We start from the raw sequence: 23,537 nt of genomic DNA, 5'->3' as shown, positions 1-23,537 counted from the left end.
ATAGCAAAATAGCAAAGTTAGCTATTCATTAATTCCTCAATCTCCTCAGCTTCCAAAGGAATATCTGCCATGAGATCAATGTTGCCGGTTTCGGTGATCAGAATGTCGTTTTCGAGGCGGATACCCAGGCCTTCTTCACGAATGTAAATGCCTGGCTCACAAGTTAACACCATTCCAGGTTCGAAGCGGCGGTACTTATTGCCGACGTCGTGGATATCGAGTCCGAGGAAATGTGATGTTCCATGCGGAAAGTACTTTTTGTAAGCCGGCCAGTCCGGGTCCTGTTTTTCAATGGCTTCCTTCGAGAGCAGCCCAAGACCGATCAGCTCGCTTTCCATTACCTTTCCCACTTCGCGGTGGTATTCGTCCCAGATATTCCCACTGACAAGCATTCCCTTTGCAGCTTTGAACACGAGCAGTACAGCATCGTACACATCACGCTGCCTTTTGGTAAACCGCCCGTTAACGGGAATACTCCTGCTCAGATCTGCCCCGTAATTGGCGTATTCGGCAGCTACATCGAGTAATATAATGTCACCGTCCTTGCAAGGCTGGTCATTTTGAATGTAATGTAAAACACACGCATTTGCGCCAGATGCAATAATGGGCTGGTAAGAAAATCCTTTGGAGCGGTTTCGGATAAACTCGTGTACAAGCTCAGCCTCAATCTCAAACTCGTGCACGCCGGGTTTCACAAATTTAAGTACACGCTCAAAACCCGACCTGGTAATTGCGCAAGCTTTTTGAAGTAATTCCACTTCAATCGGATGTTTCGTCGCGCGCAACTGGTGCATGAGCGGGGCGGTTCGCAGGAGGGTATGCAGCGGGTATCTCTCCCTGAAATCACGCACAAAACGCCCGTCCCGGCTTTGCACCTGCGAATCATTCCGGGTATGTTCGTTGGTATTCAGGTAAACATTTTCAGCTTCAAAAACGATGTTTCCAAATACAGTTTCAAACTGGTGCGTCCAGAAGATCGACTGGATACCGGTTACCTCCTTTGCTTGTTCTTTCGTCAGCTTTTCACCTTCCCAAACCGCAATCAGCTCATTGGTTTCACGCAAAAACAGCACTTCCCGGAACTTCGGGTCGGGGTGATCCGGAAAAATAAGGAGCATCGTTTCTTCCTGGTCCGCGCCGGTCAGATAAAATAGGTCTGCGTTCTGTTTGAAGCCCATTGTGCCGTCTGCATTGGTCGGCATAATGTCATTTGAATTCAAAATAGCGAGTGATTTTGGCTTCATTAACTGGGTAAGGCGGCGGCGGTTTTCTATAAACAGGGCTTTATCAATACGGTCGTAGCGCATGGTCGGTTATTTTTTGTAACTCTAATTTAATTTGTAAAATTACGTTTAACTTGTTCTATCATTGCGGATAACTGCGGCATAACATTTCGGGTAAAAGAAGTGTAGCTGTAATCCGTTTTTCAGATACCAAATAAAGAATACCTAACTGATTTTCGTTCATGAAAAGATTGCTTCTGATTGCATTTGTCCTGATCCCTGTTGCCTTATCAGCATCTCCCAAGTACTGGATTTATTTGAAAAACAAAGACTTAGGAACCTCACCGGCGGTATCTCGGCAAACATTGGAAACTCGCCAAATGCTCGGTCTGGCACTATCGGACGAAACAGACTTGCCTGTCCGGGCAGATTACGAACAAGCTTTGAAGGCGCAGTCAGTGCATATCATCAACCGCTCAAAATGGTTGAATGCAGTTTCAGCAGTGCTGAGCAGCGAGCAGGCTATGAAGGTGCGGGAACTGGATTTTGTGAAGGAAGTGGTGCCTATTGACCCCGGCTTTTATGTTGCCAAAACCCAGCCCATTGAAAAAGCACAGATGGCTCCGGTGATGTCGCAGGTTCAGGCCAGTGCATTTCTGAAAGAAGGTATTACTGCCAAAGATGTTACCATTGGCGTAATTGATGCAGGCTTTTACGGAGCAGATTCATCCCTGTCACTTACCCAGATTTTTTCCAACAAAAGAATTTTAGCGATACGCGATTACGTAAAACCGGGCCGCCCGGGCGAATTGCTTTTCAGCTCTGCTGAGAGTTTTTCTGATATGCACGGTACCGAAGTAATGGCGGCGATTGCCGGTGTCGATTTCCAGGATGAAATCCAGTACGGAATGGCAACCAATGCGAAATTTTATCTAGCGCGTACCGACTACTCCATGCGTGAATACCGCGGCGAGGAAGACAACTGGATCGCTGCAATGGAATGGATGGACAGCCTCGGTGTTCGTCTGATCAATACTTCACTGGGTTATGCCAAAGGTTTTTCAGATCCGAAAGAAAACTATATCCCTTCCCAAATGGATGGGAAAACAAGCGCGATTACGCGTGCTGCGCAAATTGCTTCCGATAAAAAAGGAATAATGCTGATCGTTTCGGCGGGTAATGAAGGGGATGATAAAAGCTGGGGGATCGTATCCGCGCCTGCGGATGCAAAAGGAGTACTTTCGGTAGGCGCAACCAACGGAAAGCTCTGGAACAGGATCGGGTACAGCAGTGTAGGTCCCGAGTTTTTATCTTATGTTAAACCCAATGTTTCCTGCTTTTCACTGTACGGTACCTCGCTTTCGGCGCCTGTAATTACCGGGTTTGCTGCCTGCCTTTTACAAGCAAATCCAAAGCTGACGAACAAGGAGCTGATTTCACTGATTGAGAAATCGTCGCATTTATATCCTTACGGAAACAATTTTGTGGGATACGGCGTGCCGCAGGCTTCCCGTGCGCTGGCACTTGCAAAAGCGCCTTACCTGCCTGACAATGCTAAACTGGTCAAAGCCAAAGGCCGCAGCTGCGATGTGGAAGTTACCAGTGCTGACTCGCTCGTGGCTGTTTACAGAAAGAAAACGAACAAGGATGTGCTGTCACAGCAGGTTGCCAAGGTGCAAAATGGAAAAGTGTCCCTCAAACGTCAGAATGGGGAACACTTTACAACGATCGACCTTAAAGACAATGTGATTGAAGTAGAATGGGACTAAGGTGACTTGCGGAGGCGCGCTTCTTCGAGGTCCAGCTCTCTTTCTTTTGTTTTGATCAATTCATCTGCGCAGGCTCTTTCCTTGCGCAGCTTTATTATTTCCCCACGCTTTACTTCAATAATTTCCAGGAGCATTTTGCGGTATTTGCGGACAGTAGTTCTGTTGGAATCATCATTCGTGTGCAGGAATTTGCTGTCCGCCATTTCTATAATTTTTTCGTAACGGTCTTTCAAAAGGCGGAAAGGCTCGAACTCTGCAATTTCTCCGTCGTAATTGGATTTCATATAGTCGAGGCTGACAGTAGCGAGCCGCGAGTTCATCATCGCATTCTGCTCTTCCATATTCTCGCCGTCGTCTTCGATTTTCAGCCAGCGGATAATCAATGGAAGACTAAGCCCCTGCAACACAAGGGTAAAAAGTATCACCACAAACGTAATAAACAGGAAAAGGTCACGGTGCGGGAAAGCTGCGCCGCTGATCGTTAATGGAATAGCAAGCGCAGAGGCCAGGGATACCACGCCGCGCATTCCGCTCCATGCTACAATGAACACCGGTTGCCATTTCGGCCTTGGCTCTCCTTCACGGATAGACCTGAAAAGGACGCGCGGTAGGTAAGTTGCGGGAAATACCCAGATAATGCGGATTATGATGGTGAGCAGGCTGATAATCACAGCGTAGGAAATTACTTCTGTGACAGTATAGCTGCCGAGGCCGAGCATTACTTCGGGCAATTGCAAACCGATCAGGATAAAAACAATACCGTTGAGCAGAAATATGACCGTTTCCCACACGTAGTTGGTCTGCATGCGGGACTGGTAGGTGAAAAGTTCGTGGGAACGGAAACTGAGGAAAAGTCCGCCGCTTACCACGGACAAAACGCCTGAATAATGATAATGCTCTGCGGCAATGTACATCAGGTAAGGAGATATGAATGTAAGTGCGGTGTCAATGCTGGGGGTGGTTGGAAAAAACCGGTGAACTACGTACAAAACGTGCGCAATAGCCAGACCGATCAGTATCCCCATTACTGCTACCATCAGAAAATCGACGCCTGCTTTCCAGAATACAAACTGCCCCGAAGCGACTGTAGCAAGAGCAACCCGGAAAACGATCAGGGAGGATGCATCGTTTACAAGGCTCTCACCTTCCAGGATTGTCACAACTCTTTTCGGTACTTTCAAACCCTGCAAAACAGAAGTAGCAGCCACAGCGTCGGGAGGGGAGATAATGCCACCGAGTACAAATCCCATTGCCAGCGTAAAGCCGGGAATCAATGCGTGTGAAACATAGGCTACCGCAGTGGCTGTGAAGAAAACAAGTCCGAATGCGAGCAGTGAAATCGGCCTTTTGGCAGACCAGAAATCTTTCCACGAAGTGTTCCATGCAGCACTGTAAAGCAGAGGGGGAAGGAATATCAGAAACACCCAGTCCGGCGCCAGTTCGAGCATGGGCATACCGGGGATGAAGCTGATCAGTAAACCGGCAATAACCAGGAATATAGGGTAAGAAACACCAATTTTTTCGCTTACCATCGTAAGCATTGCAACCACAAAAAGCAGGGAAATTATAAGGAGTAGATTGTCTTGGATCATATTAAGAAATAGAGGTTCGGGGATATAAAAGTATGCAATTCATTCGTTTATCATTATGAAACTTTTGCGTGTGGTCGAACACGCAATTTGAATTTTTGGTTTTACATTAGCAGAAAAATTGCAGTTTTGATTATCTTTATTGCCTCACTTTATGTTGAATCTGTGGCAGTATACTTAAAAAATTAAATTTTCGGTAAATCTATCACCTAATCCCTATTAACAATGAGTACTTCTCGAAGAGATGTCCTGAAAATGGCGGGAATGGCGTTTGCTGGCGGCGCGCTTCCGGCTGTTACCATTCTCAACCCCAACCGTGCTTTTGGCGGTGTCAACAGCGAAACTTTAAAGATTGGTTTGATCGGTTGCGGTGGTCGCGGATCGGGCGCTGCTAATCAGGCTTTGAAAGCTGATCCGAATGTTGTTCTTCACGCAGTTGGAGATATCTTCAAAGATAAAATGGATGCTTCACTTGCTAACCTGACCAAGATTCACGGTCCGAAAGTAAAAGTAGAGGAAGGTAATAAGTTTATCGGGTTTGACGCGTATAAGAAAGTGCTCGAATCGGGCGTGGACGTAGTGCTTCTTGCAACTCCTCCTCACTTCCGTCCTGAGCATTTGACTGCTGCTATCAATGCAGGTAAGCACGTATTTTGCGAAAAACCGGTGGCAGTAGATGCGCCGGGTGTGCGGAAAGTACTTGACGCAGCAAAATTGGCAAAACAGAAAAACCTTTCTTTGATGTCAGGTTTCTGCTGGCGCTACCACGAGCCTAAACGCGCAAGCTTTTCCAGGATACTGGACGGCGCGGTAGGTGATATCACAGCGATTTACAACACTTATGACACGGGTACACTCTGGTCGTTCCCCCGCGTAGCAGGCTGGTCCGATGCGGAATATGTGCTTCGTAACTGGACTTACTACACCTGGCTTGCAGGTGACCACATCGTGGAGCAGGCTGTTCATAGTATCGATATGATGTCGTGGGCAATGGGCGGTAAGCTGCCGGTTTCGGCAGTAGGTACAGGCGGTCGCCAGGTACGTACTGATTCGCTGTTCGGAAATATCTTCGACCATTTCTCGGTTGTTTATGACTACGACAATGGCGTAAAAGGTTTCCACCATTCGAGACAGCAGGCTAACTGCGAAAACAGCTACCTCGTACAAACATTGGGTACCAAAGGAAGTGCAATGGTAAACTGCGCACGGAACGTACACGAAATTACAGGCGCTAAACCCTGGAAATACGAAGGTGTTCAGAACGATATGTACCAGACTGAGCACAACGAGCTTTTTGCTTCAATCCGTAGCGGCAAGCTGATCAACGACGGAGAATTTATGGCGCACAGCACCCTGATCGCGATCATGGGTAGAATGGCGGCATATACCGGAAAACGCATTACCTGGGAAGATGCAATGAACTCTTCCGAAAAGCTGGGCCCTGACGCTTACAGCTTTGACATGAAACCACCGGTTGTTGAGGTGGCTAAACCAGGTATCACTGCATTCTCCTGATATTTCATGCAGCGTAGAGAATTTCTCAAAAGTGCGGCCGTAGCTACCTCAGCTATGGCCGTTACTTCATCTGTGGTGTCCGGTGCGGCATTGCAGAATGCACCTTTGGCCAAACCCATGATCAAGAAGAGTTTGAAATGGGGAATGGTGAAAGAGGATTTGTCAATAATGGACAAATTTAAACTGCTTAAAGATCTGGGTTACGACGGTGTGGAACTTGATTCACCCGACGATAAGCTGACCATGAAGGAAATTCTGGCAGCCCGTGACAAAACGGGACTGGAACTTCCCGGAACGGTCAACTCCATGCACTGGAAACTTCCGCTATCAGATCCTGATCCTAAAAAGCGTGAGGAATGCGTCAAGTCCATTGAAAAGGCATTGATCGATACCAAAGCAATGGGCGGAACTACTGTATTGGTGGTGCCCGGCGTAGTAAATGCAACAACGACTTATGCCGAAGCTTACGAACGTTCGCAAAAGGAAATCAGGAAACTGCTTCCGGTTGCTGAGAAGACGGGCGTGAAGATCGCATTTGAAAACGTCTGGAACCAGTTTTTGCTGAGTCCATTGGAAGCGGCCCGTTTTGTAGACGAGTTCAAGCACCCGATGGTTGGCTGGTATTTTGATGTGGGCAATGTGCTTCGTTACAGCTGGCCTGTTTCGTGGATCGAAGCGCTTGATAAACGTATATTGAAGCTCGACCTGAAAGAATTCAGTTTCAAAAAACAGAATGAACTGGGTTTGTGGAAAGGCTTTGATGTGGAATTCATGGAAGGCGATTGCAACTGGGCCGAAGTGAATAAAGCATTGACAAAAATCGGCTACTCAGGCTGGGCTTCTGCCGAAGTTTCAGGCGGAGACAGAAAGCGCCTGCTCACGATCCGTGAGAAAATGGACGAAGTTTTCAACGCTTGATTTACGAGTGTTACAAATAGTAGGAAAAGCCCGGTGTATGCCGGGCTTTTCCTACTTCTTCACCTTGTACCGCGTTCGCGCGTAGTGCCTGATCGTTGAAATTTTCAGCTGGCCCTGGTCGATCTTCACCAGTTTGTATTCTTTGAACTCTCCCGTTTTGTCCAAAAAACCTATAATGCAGGATTGGTCTTCCTTGCCTTTCCGGATCTCGACTTTTGGCATAATCCCGAAATTGGGCACCTTCAATGTGTCTTCCGCATCGAGTGCCTTGTACGTCATCTTGATCAGGAAGTTGAACGTCGCTTTTGTTTCGTAAACTTCTACCGCGAACTTAAAGTCATTCAGGGGATCTTTCACTTTCTCGCTGTAAGTAGCAACCGGCAACTTTTGCACTTCGGTGCGTTCCAGGGCAATTGTATCATTCACAACTTTTTCGCCGCCATCGCCTGTGCTGCCTGAATCAGTTTGTCCATTGCATGCGTACAGTAGTACCAGGACAATCAGGTAACAATACTTCATGGAAAATTGAGGTTTGGTTTGAGATGAGTTCCTGCTTTGCAATATACTTTTGTTATTTGCATTAAATGCAATATTTTACTTACTGCATTGTAAACAAACCATTACCAAACCTGCCTCTTTCCCGCGCTTAAACCATGGCATTGAACTATATTTTTGTCGGCTTCTTCGTCATAGCCTTTGCAGTCGCTTTCCTGAAATTCATACTCACCGGCGATGTGCAGACTTTCAAAGAGGTGACGGAAGGAATGCTGAAAATGGCCGAGGTAGCAGTAATGGACATTGCACTGCCGCTTACCGGGGTGATGACATTCTTTTTGGGGATTTTGAATGTGGGTGAAAAAGCCGGAATTATTAACCGGCTCGCACGGATTATCGGTCCGTTCTTCAATAAGCTTTTTCCCGAAGTGCCGGAAAATCATCCCGCTCACGGACAGATGATCATGAATTTCTCGGCCAACTTTCTTGGTCTTGATAATGCAGCTACTCCTTTCGGTCTCAGGGCAATGCAAAGCCTGCAAGAGCTCAATCCGGTGAAAGATACCGCTTCCAATGCGCAGATCATGTTCCTGGTGCTGCATACTTCCGGTTTGCAGATCATCCCGCTTTCCATTATTGCACAGCGGGCAATTCTCGGCGCTGAAAGTCCTTCGGACGTTTTCATTCCCTGCGTGGTGGGTACTTACATTACCACGGTTGTTGCGATGATCATTACAGCTGCCTGGCAGAAGATTAACCTGTTCAATCGCACTATCCTGCTCTGGCTCGGGTCTATCACTGCATTTCTTGCATTTACGCTCTGGTACCTTTCGGGTTTGCCCAAAGAACAGATTGAAAAAATCTCCATTTTCGTGGGTAATTCGGTGTTGCTAGCCGTAATCGCTGGGTTTCTGGGGGTGGCTTTGTATAAAAAAATCAATGTCTTTGAATCCTTTATTGATGGTGCCAAGGCGGGTTTTACTACTACTGTCACCATTATTCCTTATCTGGTCGGGTTGCTGGTGGCAATCAGTGCATTCCGGGCCTGCGGTGCAATGGACTATTTGATCGACGGTTTGAAATACCTTTTTGCGCTCACGGGGATGAACACGGATTTTACCGATGCTTTGCCGGTTGCATTGATGAAGCCGCTGAGCGGCAGCGGCGCGCGCGCATTAATGATCGACGCGATGAAGGAATTCGGGCCAGACTCGTTTGTCGGCAGGTTGGTTTGTATATTTCAAGGCTCGGCCGACACAACGCTGTACATTGTCGCACTATACTTTGGCTCAGTAGGAATCAAGAACACCAGGTATGCGATTGTAGCCGGCCTGATAGCAGACTTTGTCGGAGTTGTCGCGGGGATCTGGCTTGGATACTTATTTTTTCATTGATAATAAGACCTTTTCGTTATTGCCCTTTTACACTTATATGCAACCGTCCGTACAAAATGGATGGTTGTTTTTTATGCTAAACGCTAATATTGATTAACTAACTCTGGACGGCCCATGTTAAAATCGTTACGTAATTCTGCACTATCGTTCTTCCTCGTTTGTGCAATTGTTCCAGTTGAAGCTACCTTCGCGCAAAAAGATGTAAATCAGCCCGCTAACACCTATTCTCTTGAAGATTGCATTCGCATTGCGCTTGAAACAAATCCGCAGATCAAACAATCGGAGCTGACAGTCCAGTCCAACGACAACATTTACCAGCAATCCAAATGGCAGCGCTGGCCGAGTATCAGTTTCAGCGCCGGACAGGGTTTTAGTTTTGGTAGAAATATTGACCCTTTTACCAACCAGTTTGTCCAGCAGAATATCAGCTCCAATAACTACCAGCTGGGCGGTCAGATTACCCTTTTCAACGGGTTTCAGATCAAAAACAATATCAAGTTCAACAATGCAAACTACCAGGCCAGCGCCAAAGACCTGGATGCCACGCGGAATGATATCATGCTGAACGTGGCGCTGTCTTACCTGCAGGTAATTACCAATCAGGAACTGATTGAAGTGGCGCAGTTACAGGTTAATGCGTCCCAGTTACAGGTAGACCGTACTGCAAAGCTGGTAGAGGCAGGTACCCTCGCCGAGAGCAATCTGCTCGACTTGAAAGCTCAGCTCGCCAACGATGAGCTTACCCTGGTAAATGCCCAGAACAACCTCGAAACCGCCAAGCTCAATTTGAAACAATACATGAATATGCCCGGCAGCGAGCAGATCAATGTGGTTAAAATTGAAGTGAAAGACCCGACTTTGCAGGCTTACAATGCCACGATCCAGGAAATTTATGAAACTGCATTGAACAACCTCCCGCAGATGAAAGCGGCAAATCTGCGCATTGAAGCAGCTAAAACAAACGTGGATCTCGCACGCGGAGCAGGAATGCCCTCGCTTACATTGAGCGGTGGAGTTTACACAACGTTTTCAAGTGCCGCTCCAAAAGAGCGGTTTGTTTCCGATGGTTCGGGAGAGTCGATTACCGAGGTAGTATCCAATACCGACTACATTCTTTACAACGACGAGCAGTTACCGATTGTACAAAAGGTACGGACACCGAACGGTGCATTGCGGACCTTTACTTACCTCGACCAGCTGAACTTCAACAGAAACTCGGCGATAAATCTGAACCTGAACATTCCGATTTTTACAAATTTCAGGGTCAAATACAACGTTGCGAATGCCAAGATCCAGCAAAAAACCTACGAATACCAGGCGCAGCAGGTTCAGCTGACAATCCGCAAGAATGTGGAGCAGGCTTATATTGATATGACCAATGCAGCGAAGAGATATTCTGCAACGGCAAATCAGGTGAGGGCATTGCAGGAAACATTCCGCGTGTCGCAGGTGCGTTTTGATGTAGGCGCCATTAACTCCGTTGAATTCAATATTGCCAAAGCCAATCTCGACCGCGCAAATGGTAATCTGGTCCAAACCAAATACGACTATGTGTTCAGGACCAAAATCCTGGATTTCTATATGAACCGCCCGCTTTCAGATTTCTGATCGCATTAACCCATTCCACAATCAACCAATCATTGTAATCTAAAATAGCATGGCACGTAAATCTTCAAAACGAATCTGGTGGATTACAGCTGGTCTTGTCGTACTGCTCGCAGTTGGTCTCTTCGGGGCTAAAAAGGCGGGATACATCGGCAAGCCGAAAACCACGGAGGTTGAATATGCAACTGTGGGGAAATCGGATATTGTGGAGCGCGTGACTGCGTCAGGTAAAGTGCAGCCCGAAGTGGAAGTGAAATTAAGTCCCGATGTTTCCGGTGAAATCATCAGCCTGAATGTTGCAGAGGGTGATTCAGTGGTAAAAGGACAGCTGCTTTTGAAGATCCGGCCGGATAACTACGAATCCCTGATGGCGCGCGCGCAGGCAGCTGTGAATTCCAGCAAAGCCAACTATGAGCAAACCAAAGCAATGGTAGCCCAGGCAGAAGCAAGATTGATCCAGGCCAAAGCCAATTTTGAAAGGAACAAAAAGCTGTATAGCGACAAGGTGATATCTGCGGCAGATTTCGAGCAGTTCTCGTCGACTTTCGGCGTAGCGCAGCAGGATGTAGAGTCTTCAAAAGCCAATGTTTCGGCTGCCCTTTTTAATATCAAGAGTGCCGAGGCTGGTTTGCGTGATGCAGCCGAGAACCTTCGGAAAACCAGCATTTTTGCGCCCGTAAGCGGCATTATATCTCTGCTGAATGTGGAGGCAGGCGAGCGCGTCGTGGGAACTTCGCAAATGGCCGGCACCGAAATGATGCGCATTGCCAACCTTGCCAACATGGAAGTGCGGGTAAATGTTAATGAAAACGACATTGTGCGCGTTTCGCTTGGCGACACCGCCGAGATTGACGTAGATGCATACAGCGCATCGGGACGGAAGTTCAGGGGAGTGGTGAAAGAAATTGCCAACACAGCAGCCGGACTTGCATCCGCTTCGAGCACTTCCGTAGCAAGTACTTCTGCGGATGCAGTAACGGAATTTGAGGTAAAAGTGAAGATCCTGAATGAATCATTCAGTGACTTAATGGGATCGCGGTCTAAGAAATCTTACCCTTTCAAACCCGGAATGACAGCTTCGGTGGACATCATTACCGACCGCAAGAATGGTGTGGTTTCGGTGCCGATTGCTGCCGTGACAACACGTAGCAACACGCCGCCGGCCGGCGCGGCCGCAGGACAGCCGCAGGAAAATGAGGGATCGGAAGAAAACAGTAACAAACCCAAGAAAGAGGTTGCTATCAAGGAAGTTGTGTTTCTGGACGTGAATGGAAAAGCTGAGATGAGGGAAGTAAAAACCGGTATCAGCGACTTTGAAAATATTGAAATTTTGTCCGGACTGAAAGCGGGTGACAAGATCATATCGGGACCATACATTGCTGTGTCGAAAAATCTGAACAATGGAGATCTGGTCGAGAAAAAGAAAGAAGAGGTGAAAAAAGACGATAAAAAATCAAATGAAAACGGGAACTGATACGTTCTAAAAAAGTAATAAGTTCGATTTAGTTTAGGTTAAAAAGGAAAATCCTTGCGGCTTTGCTGCAAGGATTTTTTATTTTGACCCGGAAACTTCCCACTTTTAGGGGCTGGCTGCCGACATTTGCTTTATTCCATGGCGCCGGTTTTGAAGCATTTATTTCATGAGTCTTTTAAATGGAGTTAAAATAGCCGTCATAGGCGGCGGTAGCTGGGCCACTGCGCTGATTAAGATCCTGTGCGAACAAAATAACGTGCAGATCAGGTGGTGGCTTCGTAATCAGAACGATATCGATCACATACGCAAGTACCACCACAATCCGAGCTACCTCAGCGACGTGGTACTGCAACCCCGTAAAATCAAGGTTTTCGAGAAAACAACAGACGCGGTCAAAGGCGCAGACTATGTGATCCTGGCTGTACCCGCCGCTTTTATCGAAGATGCATTGCACGATCTGACCTTAAAGCACCTGCAAGGCAAGCGCATTGTTTCCGCAATCAAGGGGATGATCCCCGGACAAAATATCCTGATCACCGACTGGGCTTCCGAGCGATTCGGTATCGCATTGAGTGAAACCTGCGTGATTGCCGGTCCGTGCCACGCTGAGGAAGTAGCGCTTGAAAAGCAATCATATCTTTCCATAGCTTCTACCGAGTGTCCGGCGGCAGAGGATTTTGCAAAATTAATGACCTGCCGGTACGTTGCGGCTAATCCGTTAGACGATCTGTACGGAGTAGAGTACGCTGCGATCATGAAAAACATCGTCGCACTTGCCTGCGGGATCACGCACGGGCTCGGCTATGGCGATAACTTTCAGGCTGTACTGGTTTCCAATGCAATGCAGGAAATCGGGAACCTGGTCACTGCACTGGACAAACGCGAGCGCAACCTGAGCTCTTCGGCTTACCTGGGCGACCTTCTTGTTACCGCTTATTCGCAGTTCAGCCGCAACAGGCTTTTTGGAAATATGATCGGGCGCGGATATAGCGTAAAAGCGGCCCAATTGGAAATGAAGATGATTGCAGAAGGCTATTACGCGACGAAAAGCATTTTTGAGATCAACAAGCTTTATCAGGTCAACCTGCCGATTACCCACGCTGTTTACAGGATTTTGTATGAGGAGCACGCGCCGGGACTGGTGATGGATGATTTGAAGAAATTGCTCAAGTAAGTAGCCTGATCCGGCTTCGTGCCGGTATCTTTTTTACCATTCTTACACCATCAATTCATTATGCGGATTAAACAAAATATCGCTACTGGCATTACAGCTGCTCTTTTATTCGGAACAGTATTGCTCACTTCCTGCAATTCCAAAAAAACCGACAATGCACAAAAAGCCGAATCCGATACGCTTGCATCAGAAAAGGAATTCGTTTTCGGCGATAATCGCCCATTTCCACAATGTCACGCTTCCACGCTGGTGCGGCTCAATGATGGCGAGTTTCTGATTGCCTGGTTTGGGGGAACGGAAGAGAAAAATCCTGACGTGGGTATCTGGTTGTCGAAAGGGCGGCCCGGTAAGTGGAGCACTCCGGTAGAAGTAGCCAAGATCCGCGAAGATGCGCATTGGAACCCTGTTTTACAAAAAACCGCAGACGGTAAAGTTTATCTGTATTTCAAAGTAGGGAAAGAGATCGCGCATTGGGAAACCTGGGTGAAAACTTCCGACGACAATGGAAATACGTGGTCAGAAGCGTATGAACTGGTGAAAGGCGACAAGGGCGGGAGAGGCCCGGTTAAAAACAAGCTGATTGAACTGTCAAACGGCGACTGGCTGGCTGGCTCTTCCAATGAAGTGAACCGCTGGGAAGTATTTGTCGACAGAAGTACAGATAAAGGTAAAACCTGGAAGGCAAGCCCGTACTTCAAAATTGATACAACAGAAATCAAAGGCAAAGGAGCAATCCAGCCTACTTTATGGGAGTCGGAGCCGGGTAATATTCACATGCTTGTACGTACCACCGGTGGTGTGATCGGAAGAAGCGATTCAAAGGATTTTGGTAAAACCTGGTCCGAGATCAAGAAAACCAGCCTGCCAAACCCGAATAGCGGAATTGATCTCGCCAGGCTGACAGACGGTACATTGGTACTCGCCTATAATCCCGATAATGAGAACTGGGGTTCCCGCTCGCCATTGTCGCTGATACTTTCTTACGACAATGGTAAAAACTGGACTGACAAAACAGATATCGCAACAGGTAAAAAGGAAGACGAATATTCCTATCCGGCGATTATCAGCTTCGGCGACTCTGTAGCAGTTACCTATACCTATAACCGCCGGAAAATTGCTTTCTGGTCGGGTAGCAAGAAGGATATTATAGAACTGTCAAAGAAGGGAAAAAACTAGTAACCCATTAAATCCAGGTCGTAAGATTCGAACATCTCGACTTTCTTACCCATCTTCTTCTGGATGATCTTAAAGTGGTGCACGTCTTCGGGACAGATCAGCGAAATGGCCTGTCCCGAAGCTTCCGCCCTTCCCGTGCGGCCGATCCGGTGCACATAATCTTTGGGTGAACGCGGCAGCTCAAAATTGATCACGTAAGGAAGGAATTGAATGTCAATACCCCGCGCCACTAAATCGGTGGCAACCAATACCGTCAGCTTTCCTGATTTGAATTTGTTCAAAGCCTCCGTTCTTGCACCCTGGCTCTTTTTGCTGTGCATCGCCATAGTCTGAATGCCGTTTTTGTTGAGCTTGTCTACCAGATTATCCGCAGTTCGCGTGGCTGAAACGAAAACCAGCACCTGCTGCATTGCCTGGGTTTTGATCAGGTATCTCAGCAACGGGCCGCGCCGGTCGGGATCGACGAAATAGGCAGATTGCTTGATCTGGTCAATATTTTGCTCTTCTTCTGCAATTTCAATGCGGACAGGATCTTTGAGCTGTGTTTTATTAATCTGGTCGATTTCATCACCGAGCGTGGCTGAGAACAGAATGCTCTGGCGCTTTTTTGGAAGCAGAAAGAAGATATCCTTCATTTCTTCCGCGAATCCCAGGTTCAGCATTTTGTCGGCTTCGTCGAGGACGAGGATCTGCGTTTGTGAAATATTAAGTGCTTTGTAAGAAAGCAGATCAAGCAGGCGGCCAGGTGTGGCGACAAGGATTTCAACTCCCTGGAGTCCGATCATTTGCGGGTTAATAGAAACCCCGCCATACACCGCCATTGTCTTCACTTTCCGGGGCAGCCGCTCTCCAAAAGTCTGAAAAACAACACCAACCTGTACAGCCAGCTCCCTTGTTGGCACCAGTATCAATGCAGAAATATGCCGGTTTGCAGCGGCCGGTTTATTTTGAAATAACTCAAGAATCGGTAAAACAAAACTGGCAGTCTTTCCGGAACCGGTCTTGGCAATGCCCAGAACATCGTTACCCTTCAAAATAGCAGGAATAGCAGCTTCCTGAATGGGGTAAGGTTGAGTATAATTCTGTTCAGCAATTGTTTTTAGTAATGGTTCAGACAAGCCAAGTGATTCGAAAGACATAAGTATTCAGCCAGTTAATCGATTTTTAAAAAGAGGGCAAAGATACCATTACCTGCAAACATATTGGTCAAAACGTCTGCCTCGAAATGATATCCAGTATCACAAACATATATTCCTGATAACATGTCTTACAATCGCCGGGAGTTTTTACAGCAGTTAGGATTGGGTGCGCTGCAATTAGGTGTTTTGAGTTCAATCCCGGCATCTTCCTGGGCCGGTGCGCTTTCCTACGGTCAGTTACCCCGCAGCTCGCCTGAATCCCAGGGTATATCGGCCAAAGGTATCCTCGACTTTGTGAATGCAGTGGAATCTGAAAAATTGAATTTACACAGTTTAATGGTTCTGCGGCAAGGGAAAGTAGTTGCGGAAGGCTGGTGGGCGCCGTATAATCCTGAACTGAGACATACGCTGTATTCGCTCAGCAAAAGCTTTACTTCCACGGCCATTGGTTTGGCTGTTGCAGAAGGAAAACTGAAAGTGGATGATAAGGTAGTGTCCTTTTTTCCGAACGAAAAGCCGGCTACGATCAGTGAAAACCTGGCGGCAATGCGGGTGAAAGACCTGCTTACCATGTCGACCGGGCACGATAAGGATACCACAGCCTCTGTCAGGGAATCAAAAGAAAAAAGCTGGGTGAAATCGTTTCTTGCATTGCCTGTGGAGCACGCGCCCGGTACGCACTTCGTATACAACAGCGGCGCTACCTACATGCTTTCTGCCATTATTCAGAAGTTGACGGGCCAAACCTTACTTCAATATCTGAAACCGCGGCTGTTTGATCCGCTGGTGATTGAAGGAATGGACTGGGAAGTGGATCCGAACGGGATTAATACCGGTGGCTGGGGGTTGCGGGTTAAAACGGAAGATATCGCCAAGTTCGGTCAGCTGTACCTGCAGAAAGGGGAATGGAATGGAAAACGGCTCATTCCGGCTGCCTGGGTAGAGGAAGCGACGCGCTCGCACATTCAATCTAAGGGCGGCTCCCGCCCACAGGAGGAAAACGACTGGCTGCAAGGTTACGGATATCAGTTCTGGCGCTGCCGCAATGGAGCCTATCGCGGTGATGGAGCTTACGGACAATATTGCATTGTGCTGCCCAAAGAAGATATGGTGGTAGCGATCACGAGTGAAACGGGCAACATGCAGGCGATCCTTGATCATGTATGGAACAATATCCTGCAATCGGTGAAAGGCACCAGAGTGCCTTCGGACAGGCAGGAAGTAGCTGAGCTGCAAAAGAAGCTGGCCTCACTGGCGCTCCCGCAAACAGCCGGTAAACCTACGTCGGAGCTGGCGGCGAAGCTTAAAGAGAAAAGCTTTAATGTGGCAGAAAATAGTTTGAAAATCAGTAAGGTATCTTTTGATTTTGATAAAGGCTGGTGCCTTTTCCGGGTGAAAGATGACCGTGGTGAGCACCTTGTGGTAAATGGGATTGGGAATTGGAAAGTAGGGTTGACAGACCTTTCCACAATGCCGCTCAAACTGGTACTAACCCCGGTACCCGGCGAAACGAAGACCAAAGTGGCCTGCAATGGAGCCTGGGTCGACGACAGTACCTTTGAAATGACGTGGCGGTTTATAGAAACTGCACATTATGATACGGTCCGTTGCAAGTTTGAGGGTGAGAATGTGCAAATCGAGTTCAAAAGAAGTTTAGCAATACTTGGCAATACCAAAGATCAGCGGCCTGTGCTGACCGGGAAAATGATTGCTTAATCCTGTTTTTAACCAAAAACCATTTATGAAAAAGAACATTATCGTTAGTCTTTTGCTTGTCCTGGCAGCATTTACTTCGCAAGCTCAGAAGTTCAGACCGCTGGATAAAAGTCCGCGTGATATCGCCTACTTCCCCGACCATTTCGCCCACGACCGGAAAGACGGGGAAAAGGCACTTGTTAAAGTAAGTTACAGCCGCCCGGCTTTAAAGGGCAGAGAGGTATTTGGCAAGCTCGAAGCTTACGGAAAAGTGTGGAGGACCGGCGCAGACGAAGCGACAGAGATCAAGTTTTATCAGGACGCAACTTTTGGCGGCAAGAAAGTAAAGGCAGGTACTTACTCGCTGTTTACCATTCCCGGCGAGAAAGAATGGACTGTGATACTCAGCTCCGATCTGGATTACTGGGGCGCTTACAAATACAAAGAGGCTAATGATGTACTTCGGGTAACAGCAGCTCCGAAACCTGCGGCAGCTCCGATCGAAAACTTCTCCATTGTTTTTGAGAAAGTATCCGATACTTCGGCGAAGATGTTCATGGGCTGGGACAAGACGGTGGTTGAAGTTCCGGTAACGTTTTAATCCGGGTCGCATATTGGCATAGTTCTTTCTCTTGTTTGTAGTTACACCAAGCCAAGAGGAAGATGGATGACATAAATGATAGTATTCAGGCGTTTTTCGAGGATTATGAAAAGCGGTTCGAAGAAGGTTTGGCAGGGAATGCAGTTGCAGAAGATACGGCAAAAGCTTTCGCTGAATTTTTTGTAGAAGCAAGTCCGGCAGGAGTTTCAGGCGGGAAAAATGACGCTCAGTTTTTGGAGGCTGTTCCAAAAGGCTACGAGTTTTACCGGTCAATAGGTATAAATAAAATGGAGATCAGGCAGGTAGATATAACCGAACTGGACGATCTGCATTACCTGGTCGATGTTCGTTGGCAATCGCTTTATATGAAGGATGGCGACGAGGGTACCATTGAATTCAGTGTTATCTACTTCCTGCAGCATTTAAATGAGACACTTAAAATATTCGCTTATATCACAGGCGATGAGCAAAGAATTCTGAAACAAAGCGGACTGATATAGATTTCCGGCTGGCATTATTATTGCAAAGGCAGGTTGAAGGTTGACAAACCGCAGCCTGCCTTTTTCGCTAAAAACCAAACCAGTATGAACATCAGAAAACTCGCCGCGATATATGTGCTGGCCGCATTTACCGTGGCCGGATGCAACAGTAAAGTCAGTGACAAAGAAAAAGAGGAAGCCGCTAAGTCCGGCCCCGATTCTGCCAGTACCGAAACGGGCAGCCTCACTTTACCAGCTCCATTTACAACAGAGTCAGTAGAGAACCGCCCCGACGAAGCAGGCTGGCCGGAAGGCAAAATGCCTGTTGCTCCTGAGGGTTTTGTGGTTACCAAATTTGCAGACAAGCTAGATAGTCCGCGCTGGACTTACCAGGCGCCAAACGGAGATGTGTTCGTGGCAGAGTCAAATACGAAGAAAAGTGCCGACAGGATTACTTTGTTTCGTGACGTCAACAAAGACGGGAAGCCCGAAATCAGGGAGATATTCATGGAAAAGCTCAACAAGCCGCTGGGAATGCTGGTGTTAAACAACTACTTCTATGTAGCCAATACCGACGGTGTTTTCAGATATGCTTACAAGCCGGGTGATACCAAGATCACGAGCAAAGGTGAGAAGATCGTTGAGCTGCCAGCAGGCGGTTACAATAACCACTGGACCAGAAACCTGCTTGCGAATGCAGACGGATCGAAAATCTACATTTCAGTAGGTTCTGCCAGTAATGTAGCTGATCACGGGATTGATGAAGAAAAACGCCGGGCCAATATCCTGGAAGTAAATCCGGATGGAAGCGGTGAAAGGGTTTTTGCAAGCGGACTGAGAAATCCCGTCGGAATGGATTGGGCACCGGGCAGCAATGTATTGTGGACTGCCGTAAATGAAAGAGATAAGCTGGGCGATGACCTCGTACCTGACTATGTGACGAGTGTAAAAGAAGGTGGATTTTATGGCTGGCCTTATGCTTATTTCGGCCAGAACGAAGATCCGAGAAGAAAAGGAGAGCGGCCTGATTTAGTTAAAAAGACCATTGTGCCCGACGTGCCTGTGGGTTCGCACACTGCATCCCTCGGGTTGGCTTTTTACGATAAAACAAAATTTCCGGCCAAGTATCAGAATGGTGCATTCATCGGGCAGCACGGATCTTGGAACCGGTCTAAAATCTCGGGATATAAGGTTGTCTTTATCCCATTCAAAGGCGGAAAACCTGCCGGAGAGCCAGAGGATTTCCTGACTGGATTCGTAGAAAGTGAAAAGAAAGTGTACGGTCGCCCGGTTGGGGTAACTGTGCTGGAAGACGGTTCAATGCTGGTCAATGATGATTCGGGAAATACAATCTGGCGCGTAGCCAGCAAGTAAGAGAGCATAAATAGGATAGTACAGCGGCCGGGTTTTACACCCGGTCGCTTTTTTTATTTTCAGATAAATTCAGAAAGATTAGGAAAATTATACCGATCGGTATAATTTTGTAACATCAACTGAATAAATGAATGAGCAAGGCAGAACGGACACGGCAATTTATCATCGAGAAAACGGCACCAATCTTCAATGTGAAAGGTTTTGCCGGGACTTCCCTGAATGATATCATCCATGCAACCGGGCTGACCAAAGGTAGTATCTACGGTAATTTCGAGAACAAAGACGATGTGGCGCTGGCCGCATTTGACCATAACATCAAACGCATGTTCTCGGCCATTTCAACTGAAATGGATAAGAAAGCTACTTACAAGGAGAAGCTGATGGTGTATGCAGATATTTACGAGAACTTCTTTCATCACCCGTTTCCGTCCGGCGGCTGCCCTATCCTGAACACATCCACCGAAGCCGACGACACCCATCCCGAGCTAAAACAAAGAGCCGCAACAGCGATTACCAACTGGAAAAATGCAGTATCCAACCTGATCAAAAAAGGCATAGCGACAAACGAGTTCAATGCGAAGGTGGATCCCGACGAGGCAGCGATCAGTATTGTTGCATTGATCGAGGGCGGTATTATGATCGGGAAGGTGACTGGGAAACTGAACTACCGGAATGCGATTATGAAGTCTGTCAGAAAAATGATCAACGATTTACGATAAAAAATTTTACCTATTAATATACCGATCGGTATATTAATTTTTAACAATCAGAAATGTAAAACAATGAAGACCACAGGAAACACAATTTTGATCACAGGAGGAAGTGCCGGTATCGGCTTTGAGATAGCAAAGGCTTTTTCGGAAAGCGGAAATCACGTTATTATCACCGGCAGGGACGGGCAGCGACTTGCCAACGCAGCTTCTCAGCTGAAAAATGCGACACCGATCGTCTCTGATGTATCGGATAAGAATGCAGTGGACGCATTGGTGAAGCAAATCCAGGCCGACTTTCCCGAGCTGAATGTAGTGGTGAACAATGCAGGACGTGCTTATTACTATAAACTGGACGGTGAACAGGATGCTGCAACTCTTGCCGAAGAGGAAATGCTGACCAACTATTTGTCCGTGATCCGGCTGAACCAGGCGCTGCTGCCTGTGCTGAAAAATGCGCCTGAGGCGGCGATTGTAAACGTGTCCAGTATCGCGGTGATTGCGTCCAATCATTTGCTTTCCACTTACGCAGCCAGCAAAGCCGCATTGCATTCGTATTCGCAGTCGCTCCGCATTACACTGGAAGAAAGCCCGGTTAAAGTATTCGAGCTGATGCCGCCTCTTGTCAACACGGAATTTTCTCAGGAAATCGGCGGCGCAAATGGTATACCGCCCAAGGAGGTTGCTGACGCGCTTATTCATGCTTTTGAATCGGACACTTTTGAAGTGCGCGTTGGTCGCACGGAATCGCTGTTTCAACTATACTTGAGCTCTCCGACCGAGGCGCTACGGGCGATGAATCCGGATGCAAAATTTTAATCACGCCGGTTTCGGCGGTCTTTGAGAAAGCAGATATATACGCAGAATGATGGGACAAAAAATAGCTTTTGCAATGCTCATGGGAATCATTACAACGGGTGTGATTTCGTTTACTTTGATTTCCGTAAATATTGGATTTGTTGCCAATTTTTTGGTGATTTGGCTGAAATCTTGGAGCCTGGCCTACTTGCTTGTTGTCCCTGTGATACTCGTTGTTGGTCCCTGGGTGCAGAAGCTTGTGGCAGTTATGTTCAAAGATGCAGTGACTGAGGAGTTTGAATGATCATCTCCTGAGTCTTCGAAAACGTTTTAAATTTTTATGAAAAGAGTAGTTGTTACAGGACTGGGAGTGATTTCTCCCCTGGGGAATTCGGTGGGCGAATTCTGGGAAAATATTGTGAATGGTAAAAGCGGTGCTGCTACTATCACGAAAATGGATGTTTCCAAGTTTAAAACGCGGTTCGGCTGTGAAGTCCGGGACTTTAACCCGGAAGAATTCATTGAAAAAAAGGAACTGAAAAAATACGATCTGCATACGCAATACGCGATCGCAGCCTCGGATATGGCGATCAAAGATGCGGCACTGGATTTTGAGACAATGGACATCACAGACCGCTACGATGTAGGTGTGATCTGGGCGACAGGAAATGGCGGAATGGGTACGTTTGAAGACCAGCTGCTTGAATTTCATGCATCCAACGGAGTGCCGCGTTTCAGTCCGTTTTTTATTCCGAAAATGATCGTGGATATCGCAGCAGGTGTGATTTCGATCCGCCACAAGCTGCATGGTCCCAACTATTGTACCGTATCTGCCTGCGCATCTTCCAACACTGCATTGATCGCCGCCTTTGATACCATCAGAATGGACAAGGCGAAAGTGATGGTAGCGGGAGGTTCGGAAGCTGCCATTATTTATTCTGCACTTGGCGGTTTTGGCGCTGCACAGGCACTTTCAAAGCGAAATGACGATCCCGCAACTGCTTCGCGGCCGTTTGACAAAGACCGCGACGGGTTTGTAATGGGTGAAGGTGCTGCCGCATTGATCCTGGAAGATCTTGAATTTGCAGTTGCAAGAGGGGCAAAGATTTATGCTGAAATCGTAGGTGGCGGAATGGCAGCAGACGCTTACCATCTTACCGGAACCCCGCCCGACGGAATGGGTGCTGCGCTGGGAATGCGGAAAGCATTAAAAGAAGCAGGTATCACGCCCGACAAGATCGATTACGTGAATGCCCACGCTACTTCCACAGGGTTGGGCGATATGAGCGAGCTGAACGGGATCAAGGAAGTTTTTGGTGATCATCCGGTGGCTATCAGTGCGACTAAATCCATGACCGGACACTTACTTGGAGCGGCCGGTGCGGTGGAAAGCATCGTTTGTGCGCTCTCTGTCCAAAATGATATTATTCCGGGTACAATCAACACCCAAAACCTGGACGAACATGTGCCTGAGGGAATGAATATCATTCTCGGCGAGTCAGTGAAGCAGACCGTCAACTATGCGCTGAACAATACATTCGGCTTCGGCGGCCACACTGCCACGTCTATTTTCAAGAAATATACTGCTTAGAAGTTATCCGTTAGCTCCGTAAGTACCTCAACTACCCCGTTTTCATCGTTGCTTTTGGCGATGAAACGGGCTATTTTTTTGATATCCGGATGCGCATTTGCCATTGCATACGAGTATCCGGCCTTTCCGAGCATTTCCAGATCATTCAGATAGTCGCCGAATGCCATTGTTTGTTCCGGAGTGATATTGAATTTTTCCTGCAAAACCTCCATCGCGCGGCCTTTATTGGCTCTTTTGTCCGAAATATCCAGCCAGATCGGGCCCGATACTTTCACTTTTAAAATATCTTCATACTTCTTGTAATGTGGGTAGCTGTTCGCTTCTGATCCGGCCAGGTCGCACACCGTAAATTTAAGAAACTGGTCGTCCTTCACTTCGAGTAGGTCTTCAACGATCTCGTATCTTTCAAAGTAGAGTTTCAGGTGATCTATAAATTCCGGCTCGTCATTTTCCACATAAGCTTTTTTCTTGCCGCAAATGATCGGGTAAGTATCCGGAATGCCGCGTGAAGTGGTCACCAGCTCTCTTACAATCTCTGGATCAGTAGCCTGCACGTGAATTTCCTCATCTTTAAAAACCACGTAGCTTCCATTCTCGGCAGCAAAAATCACCTCATCACAAACTTTCTCCAGTGTTTTGGTAAGATTGAAATACTGCCGCCCGCTTGCCGCCACGAAAATGATCCCGTGGTCTTTTATTTTCCTGAAAATAGGGTAAAACGATTCGTGGAGTTCGTGTTTGGAGTTCAGAAGCGTACCGTCCATATCGGTCGCGATCAGCTTGATGTCGGAAAAATTCATACCGGTTTTTAATGTAAT

General features: G+C 47.4%; 21 protein-coding genes. 16 read left to right on the top strand and 5 right to left on the bottom strand.

What is annotated here, in order from left to right; translation table 11 throughout:
* Positions 1 to 17: 17 nt before the first annotated feature.
* A complete protein-coding gene (locus AC1XTG_RS22295; RefSeq protein WP_484843496.1) occupies positions 18 to 1,307 on the bottom strand; it encodes an aminopeptidase P family protein in 1,290 nt (429 codons plus the stop codon).
* Positions 1,308 to 1,465: 158 nt separating this feature from the next.
* Between AC1XTG_RS22295 and AC1XTG_RS22290 the strand changes: the two genes are divergently transcribed.
* A complete protein-coding gene (locus tag AC1XTG_RS22290; RefSeq protein ID WP_484843495.1) occupies positions 1,466 to 2,992 on the top strand; it encodes a S8 family serine peptidase in 1,527 nt (508 codons plus the stop codon).
* On the opposite strand, the gene AC1XTG_RS22285 is transcribed toward AC1XTG_RS22290, so the two are convergent.
* The gene (locus AC1XTG_RS22285; RefSeq protein WP_056285940.1) at positions 2,989 to 4,584 is read right to left on the bottom strand and encodes a Na+/H+ antiporter; all 1,596 of its coding nucleotides are present in this window, start codon (positions 4,582 to 4,584) and stop codon (positions 2,989 to 2,991) included. The genes AC1XTG_RS22290 and AC1XTG_RS22285 overlap by 4 nt on opposite strands.
* A gap of 252 nt (positions 4,585 to 4,836) precedes the next feature.
* On the opposite strand from AC1XTG_RS22285, the gene AC1XTG_RS22280 reads away from it, so the two are divergent.
* Both AC1XTG_RS22280 and AC1XTG_RS22275 read left to right on the top strand, forming a co-directional pair.
* Positions 4,837 to 6,096, top strand: coding sequence for a Gfo/Idh/MocA family protein (locus AC1XTG_RS22280; RefSeq protein WP_056285937.1), 1,260 nt, complete (start codon positions 4,837 to 4,839; stop codon positions 6,094 to 6,096).
* Between the two features lie 6 nt (positions 6,097 to 6,102).
* Positions 6,103 to 7,014 (top strand): sugar phosphate isomerase/epimerase family protein, encoded by a 912-nt coding sequence (locus tag AC1XTG_RS22275; RefSeq protein ID WP_056285934.1) that lies wholly within the window; start codon positions 6,103 to 6,105, stop codon positions 7,012 to 7,014.
* Positions 7,015 to 7,065: 51 nt separating this feature from the next.
* Here the strand turns inward: AC1XTG_RS22275 and AC1XTG_RS22270 are convergent, their stop codons facing one another.
* Positions 7,066 to 7,533, bottom strand: coding sequence for a hypothetical protein (locus AC1XTG_RS22270; RefSeq protein ID WP_056285931.1), 468 nt, complete (start codon positions 7,531 to 7,533; stop codon positions 7,066 to 7,068).
* Between the two features lie 134 nt (positions 7,534 to 7,667).
* Between AC1XTG_RS22270 and AC1XTG_RS22265 the strand changes: the two genes are divergently transcribed.
* The 5 genes from AC1XTG_RS22265 (at position 7,668) to AC1XTG_RS22245 (ending at position 14,332) form a co-directional block, all read left to right on the top strand.
* Positions 7,668 to 8,903 carry a nucleoside recognition domain-containing protein gene (locus AC1XTG_RS22265; RefSeq protein ID WP_056285929.1) on the top strand — a complete coding sequence of 412 codons (1,236 nt, stop codon included), beginning with the start codon at positions 7,668 to 7,670 and terminating at the stop codon, positions 8,901 to 8,903.
* 114 nt (positions 8,904 to 9,017) lie between these two features.
* Positions 9,018 to 10,511, top strand: a complete 1,494-nt coding sequence (locus AC1XTG_RS22260) for a TolC family protein (RefSeq protein ID WP_056285927.1) — start codon at positions 9,018 to 9,020, stop codon at positions 10,509 to 10,511.
* A 49-nt stretch (positions 10,512 to 10,560) separates the two neighbouring features.
* On the top strand, positions 10,561 to 11,982 hold the full coding sequence (locus AC1XTG_RS22255; RefSeq protein ID WP_484843494.1) for an efflux RND transporter periplasmic adaptor subunit: 1,422 nt from the start codon (positions 10,561 to 10,563) through the stop codon (positions 11,980 to 11,982).
* Positions 11,983 to 12,148: 166 nt separating this feature from the next.
* Complete coding sequence (locus tag AC1XTG_RS22250) at positions 12,149 to 13,156, top strand: NAD(P)H-dependent glycerol-3-phosphate dehydrogenase (protein ID WP_056285922.1); 1,008 nt, start codon at positions 12,149 to 12,151, stop codon at positions 13,154 to 13,156.
* Positions 13,157 to 13,216: 60 nt separating this feature from the next.
* Positions 13,217 to 14,332, top strand: a complete 1,116-nt coding sequence (locus AC1XTG_RS22245; protein ID WP_484843493.1) for a sialidase family protein — start codon at positions 13,217 to 13,219, stop codon at positions 14,330 to 14,332.
* Here AC1XTG_RS22245 and AC1XTG_RS22240 read toward each other — a convergent pair.
* Positions 14,329 to 15,471 carry a DEAD/DEAH box helicase gene (locus AC1XTG_RS22240; RefSeq protein ID WP_484843492.1) on the bottom strand — a complete coding sequence of 381 codons (1,143 nt, stop codon included), beginning with the start codon at positions 15,469 to 15,471 and terminating at the stop codon, positions 14,329 to 14,331. The two genes, AC1XTG_RS22245 and AC1XTG_RS22240, sit on opposite strands and share 4 nt — an antisense overlap.
* A 123-nt stretch (positions 15,472 to 15,594) precedes the next feature.
* Between AC1XTG_RS22240 and AC1XTG_RS22235 the strand changes: the two genes are divergently transcribed.
* The 8 genes from AC1XTG_RS22235 to fabF all read left to right on the top strand — a co-directional run bounded on the left by AC1XTG_RS22235 (position 15,595) and on the right by fabF (position 22,719).
* The gene (locus AC1XTG_RS22235) at positions 15,595 to 17,187 is read left to right on the top strand and encodes a serine hydrolase domain-containing protein (protein ID WP_484843491.1); all 1,593 of its coding nucleotides are present in this window, start codon (positions 15,595 to 15,597) and stop codon (positions 17,185 to 17,187) included.
* A 25-nt stretch (positions 17,188 to 17,212) separates the two neighbouring features.
* Positions 17,213 to 17,767, top strand: coding sequence for a DUF2911 domain-containing protein (locus AC1XTG_RS22230; RefSeq protein WP_056285915.1), 555 nt, complete (start codon positions 17,213 to 17,215; stop codon positions 17,765 to 17,767).
* Between the two features lie 62 nt (positions 17,768 to 17,829).
* Positions 17,830 to 18,267, top strand: a complete 438-nt coding sequence (locus AC1XTG_RS22225) for a hypothetical protein (RefSeq protein ID WP_056285913.1) — start codon at positions 17,830 to 17,832, stop codon at positions 18,265 to 18,267.
* Between the two features lie 84 nt (positions 18,268 to 18,351).
* The gene (locus AC1XTG_RS22220; RefSeq protein WP_056286576.1) at positions 18,352 to 19,620 is read left to right on the top strand and encodes a PQQ-dependent sugar dehydrogenase; all 1,269 of its coding nucleotides are present in this window, start codon (positions 18,352 to 18,354) and stop codon (positions 19,618 to 19,620) included.
* A gap of 131 nt (positions 19,621 to 19,751) precedes the next feature.
* Complete coding sequence (locus tag AC1XTG_RS22215) at positions 19,752 to 20,339, top strand: TetR/AcrR family transcriptional regulator (RefSeq protein WP_484843490.1); 588 nt, start codon at positions 19,752 to 19,754, stop codon at positions 20,337 to 20,339.
* Between the two features lie 63 nt (positions 20,340 to 20,402).
* Complete coding sequence (locus AC1XTG_RS22210) at positions 20,403 to 21,149, top strand: SDR family oxidoreductase (protein WP_484843489.1); 747 nt, start codon at positions 20,403 to 20,405, stop codon at positions 21,147 to 21,149.
* 46 nt (positions 21,150 to 21,195) lie between these two features.
* Positions 21,196 to 21,432 carry a DUF2798 domain-containing protein gene (locus AC1XTG_RS22205; RefSeq protein WP_229238642.1) on the top strand — a complete coding sequence of 79 codons (237 nt, stop codon included), beginning with the start codon at positions 21,196 to 21,198 and terminating at the stop codon, positions 21,430 to 21,432.
* A 36-nt stretch (positions 21,433 to 21,468) separates the two neighbouring features.
* Positions 21,469 to 22,719 (top strand): beta-ketoacyl-ACP synthase II, encoded by a 1,251-nt coding sequence (gene fabF, locus AC1XTG_RS22200; RefSeq protein WP_056285905.1) that lies wholly within the window; start codon positions 21,469 to 21,471, stop codon positions 22,717 to 22,719.
* On the opposite strand, the gene AC1XTG_RS22195 is transcribed toward fabF, so the two are convergent.
* Positions 22,716 to 23,519, bottom strand: a complete 804-nt coding sequence (locus tag AC1XTG_RS22195) for an HAD family hydrolase (protein WP_484843488.1) — start codon at positions 23,517 to 23,519, stop codon at positions 22,716 to 22,718. The two genes, fabF and AC1XTG_RS22195, sit on opposite strands and share 4 nt — an antisense overlap.
* Positions 23,520 to 23,537 lie beyond the last annotated feature (18 nt).

The sequence above is a fragment of the Dyadobacter sp. HNCC25DJ183 genome (assembly GCF_056895175.1).
This window is presented reverse-complemented; position numbering and strand designations above follow the sequence as displayed.

Coding starts and splice junctions, on each gene's coding strand:
- AC1XTG_RS22295 (WP_484843496.1), bottom strand. CDS start 1,307: ATGCGCTACGACCGTATTGATAAAGCCCTGTTTATAGAAAACCGCCGC.
- AC1XTG_RS22290 (WP_484843495.1), top strand. CDS start 1,466: ATGAAAAGATTGCTTCTGATTGCATTTGTCCTGATCCCTGTTGCCTTA.
- AC1XTG_RS22285 (WP_056285940.1), bottom strand. CDS start 4,584: ATGATCCAAGACAATCTACTCCTTATAATTTCCCTGCTTTTTGTGGTT.
- AC1XTG_RS22280 (WP_056285937.1), top strand. CDS start 4,837: ATGGCGGGAATGGCGTTTGCTGGCGGCGCGCTTCCGGCTGTTACCATT.
- AC1XTG_RS22275 (WP_056285934.1), top strand. CDS start 6,103: ATGCAGCGTAGAGAATTTCTCAAAAGTGCGGCCGTAGCTACCTCAGCT.
- AC1XTG_RS22270 (WP_056285931.1), bottom strand. CDS start 7,533: ATGAAGTATTGTTACCTGATTGTCCTGGTACTACTGTACGCATGCAAT.
- AC1XTG_RS22265 (WP_056285929.1), top strand. CDS start 7,668: ATGGCATTGAACTATATTTTTGTCGGCTTCTTCGTCATAGCCTTTGCA.
- AC1XTG_RS22260 (WP_056285927.1), top strand. CDS start 9,018: ATGTTAAAATCGTTACGTAATTCTGCACTATCGTTCTTCCTCGTTTGT.
- AC1XTG_RS22255 (WP_484843494.1), top strand. CDS start 10,561: ATGGCACGTAAATCTTCAAAACGAATCTGGTGGATTACAGCTGGTCTT.
- AC1XTG_RS22250 (WP_056285922.1), top strand. CDS start 12,149: ATGAGTCTTTTAAATGGAGTTAAAATAGCCGTCATAGGCGGCGGTAGC.
- AC1XTG_RS22245 (WP_484843493.1), top strand. CDS start 13,217: ATGCGGATTAAACAAAATATCGCTACTGGCATTACAGCTGCTCTTTTA.
- AC1XTG_RS22240 (WP_484843492.1), bottom strand. CDS start 15,471: ATGTCTTTCGAATCACTTGGCTTGTCTGAACCATTACTAAAAACAATT.
- AC1XTG_RS22235 (WP_484843491.1), top strand. CDS start 15,595: ATGTCTTACAATCGCCGGGAGTTTTTACAGCAGTTAGGATTGGGTGCG.
- AC1XTG_RS22230 (WP_056285915.1), top strand. CDS start 17,213: ATGAAAAAGAACATTATCGTTAGTCTTTTGCTTGTCCTGGCAGCATTT.
- AC1XTG_RS22225 (WP_056285913.1), top strand. CDS start 17,830: ATGGATGACATAAATGATAGTATTCAGGCGTTTTTCGAGGATTATGAA.
- AC1XTG_RS22220 (WP_056286576.1), top strand. CDS start 18,352: ATGAACATCAGAAAACTCGCCGCGATATATGTGCTGGCCGCATTTACC.
- AC1XTG_RS22215 (WP_484843490.1), top strand. CDS start 19,752: ATGAGCAAGGCAGAACGGACACGGCAATTTATCATCGAGAAAACGGCA.
- AC1XTG_RS22210 (WP_484843489.1), top strand. CDS start 20,403: ATGAAGACCACAGGAAACACAATTTTGATCACAGGAGGAAGTGCCGGT.
- AC1XTG_RS22205 (WP_229238642.1), top strand. CDS start 21,196: ATGATGGGACAAAAAATAGCTTTTGCAATGCTCATGGGAATCATTACA.
- fabF (WP_056285905.1), top strand. CDS start 21,469: ATGAAAAGAGTAGTTGTTACAGGACTGGGAGTGATTTCTCCCCTGGGG.
- AC1XTG_RS22195 (WP_484843488.1), bottom strand. CDS start 23,519: ATGAATTTTTCCGACATCAAGCTGATCGCGACCGATATGGACGGTACG.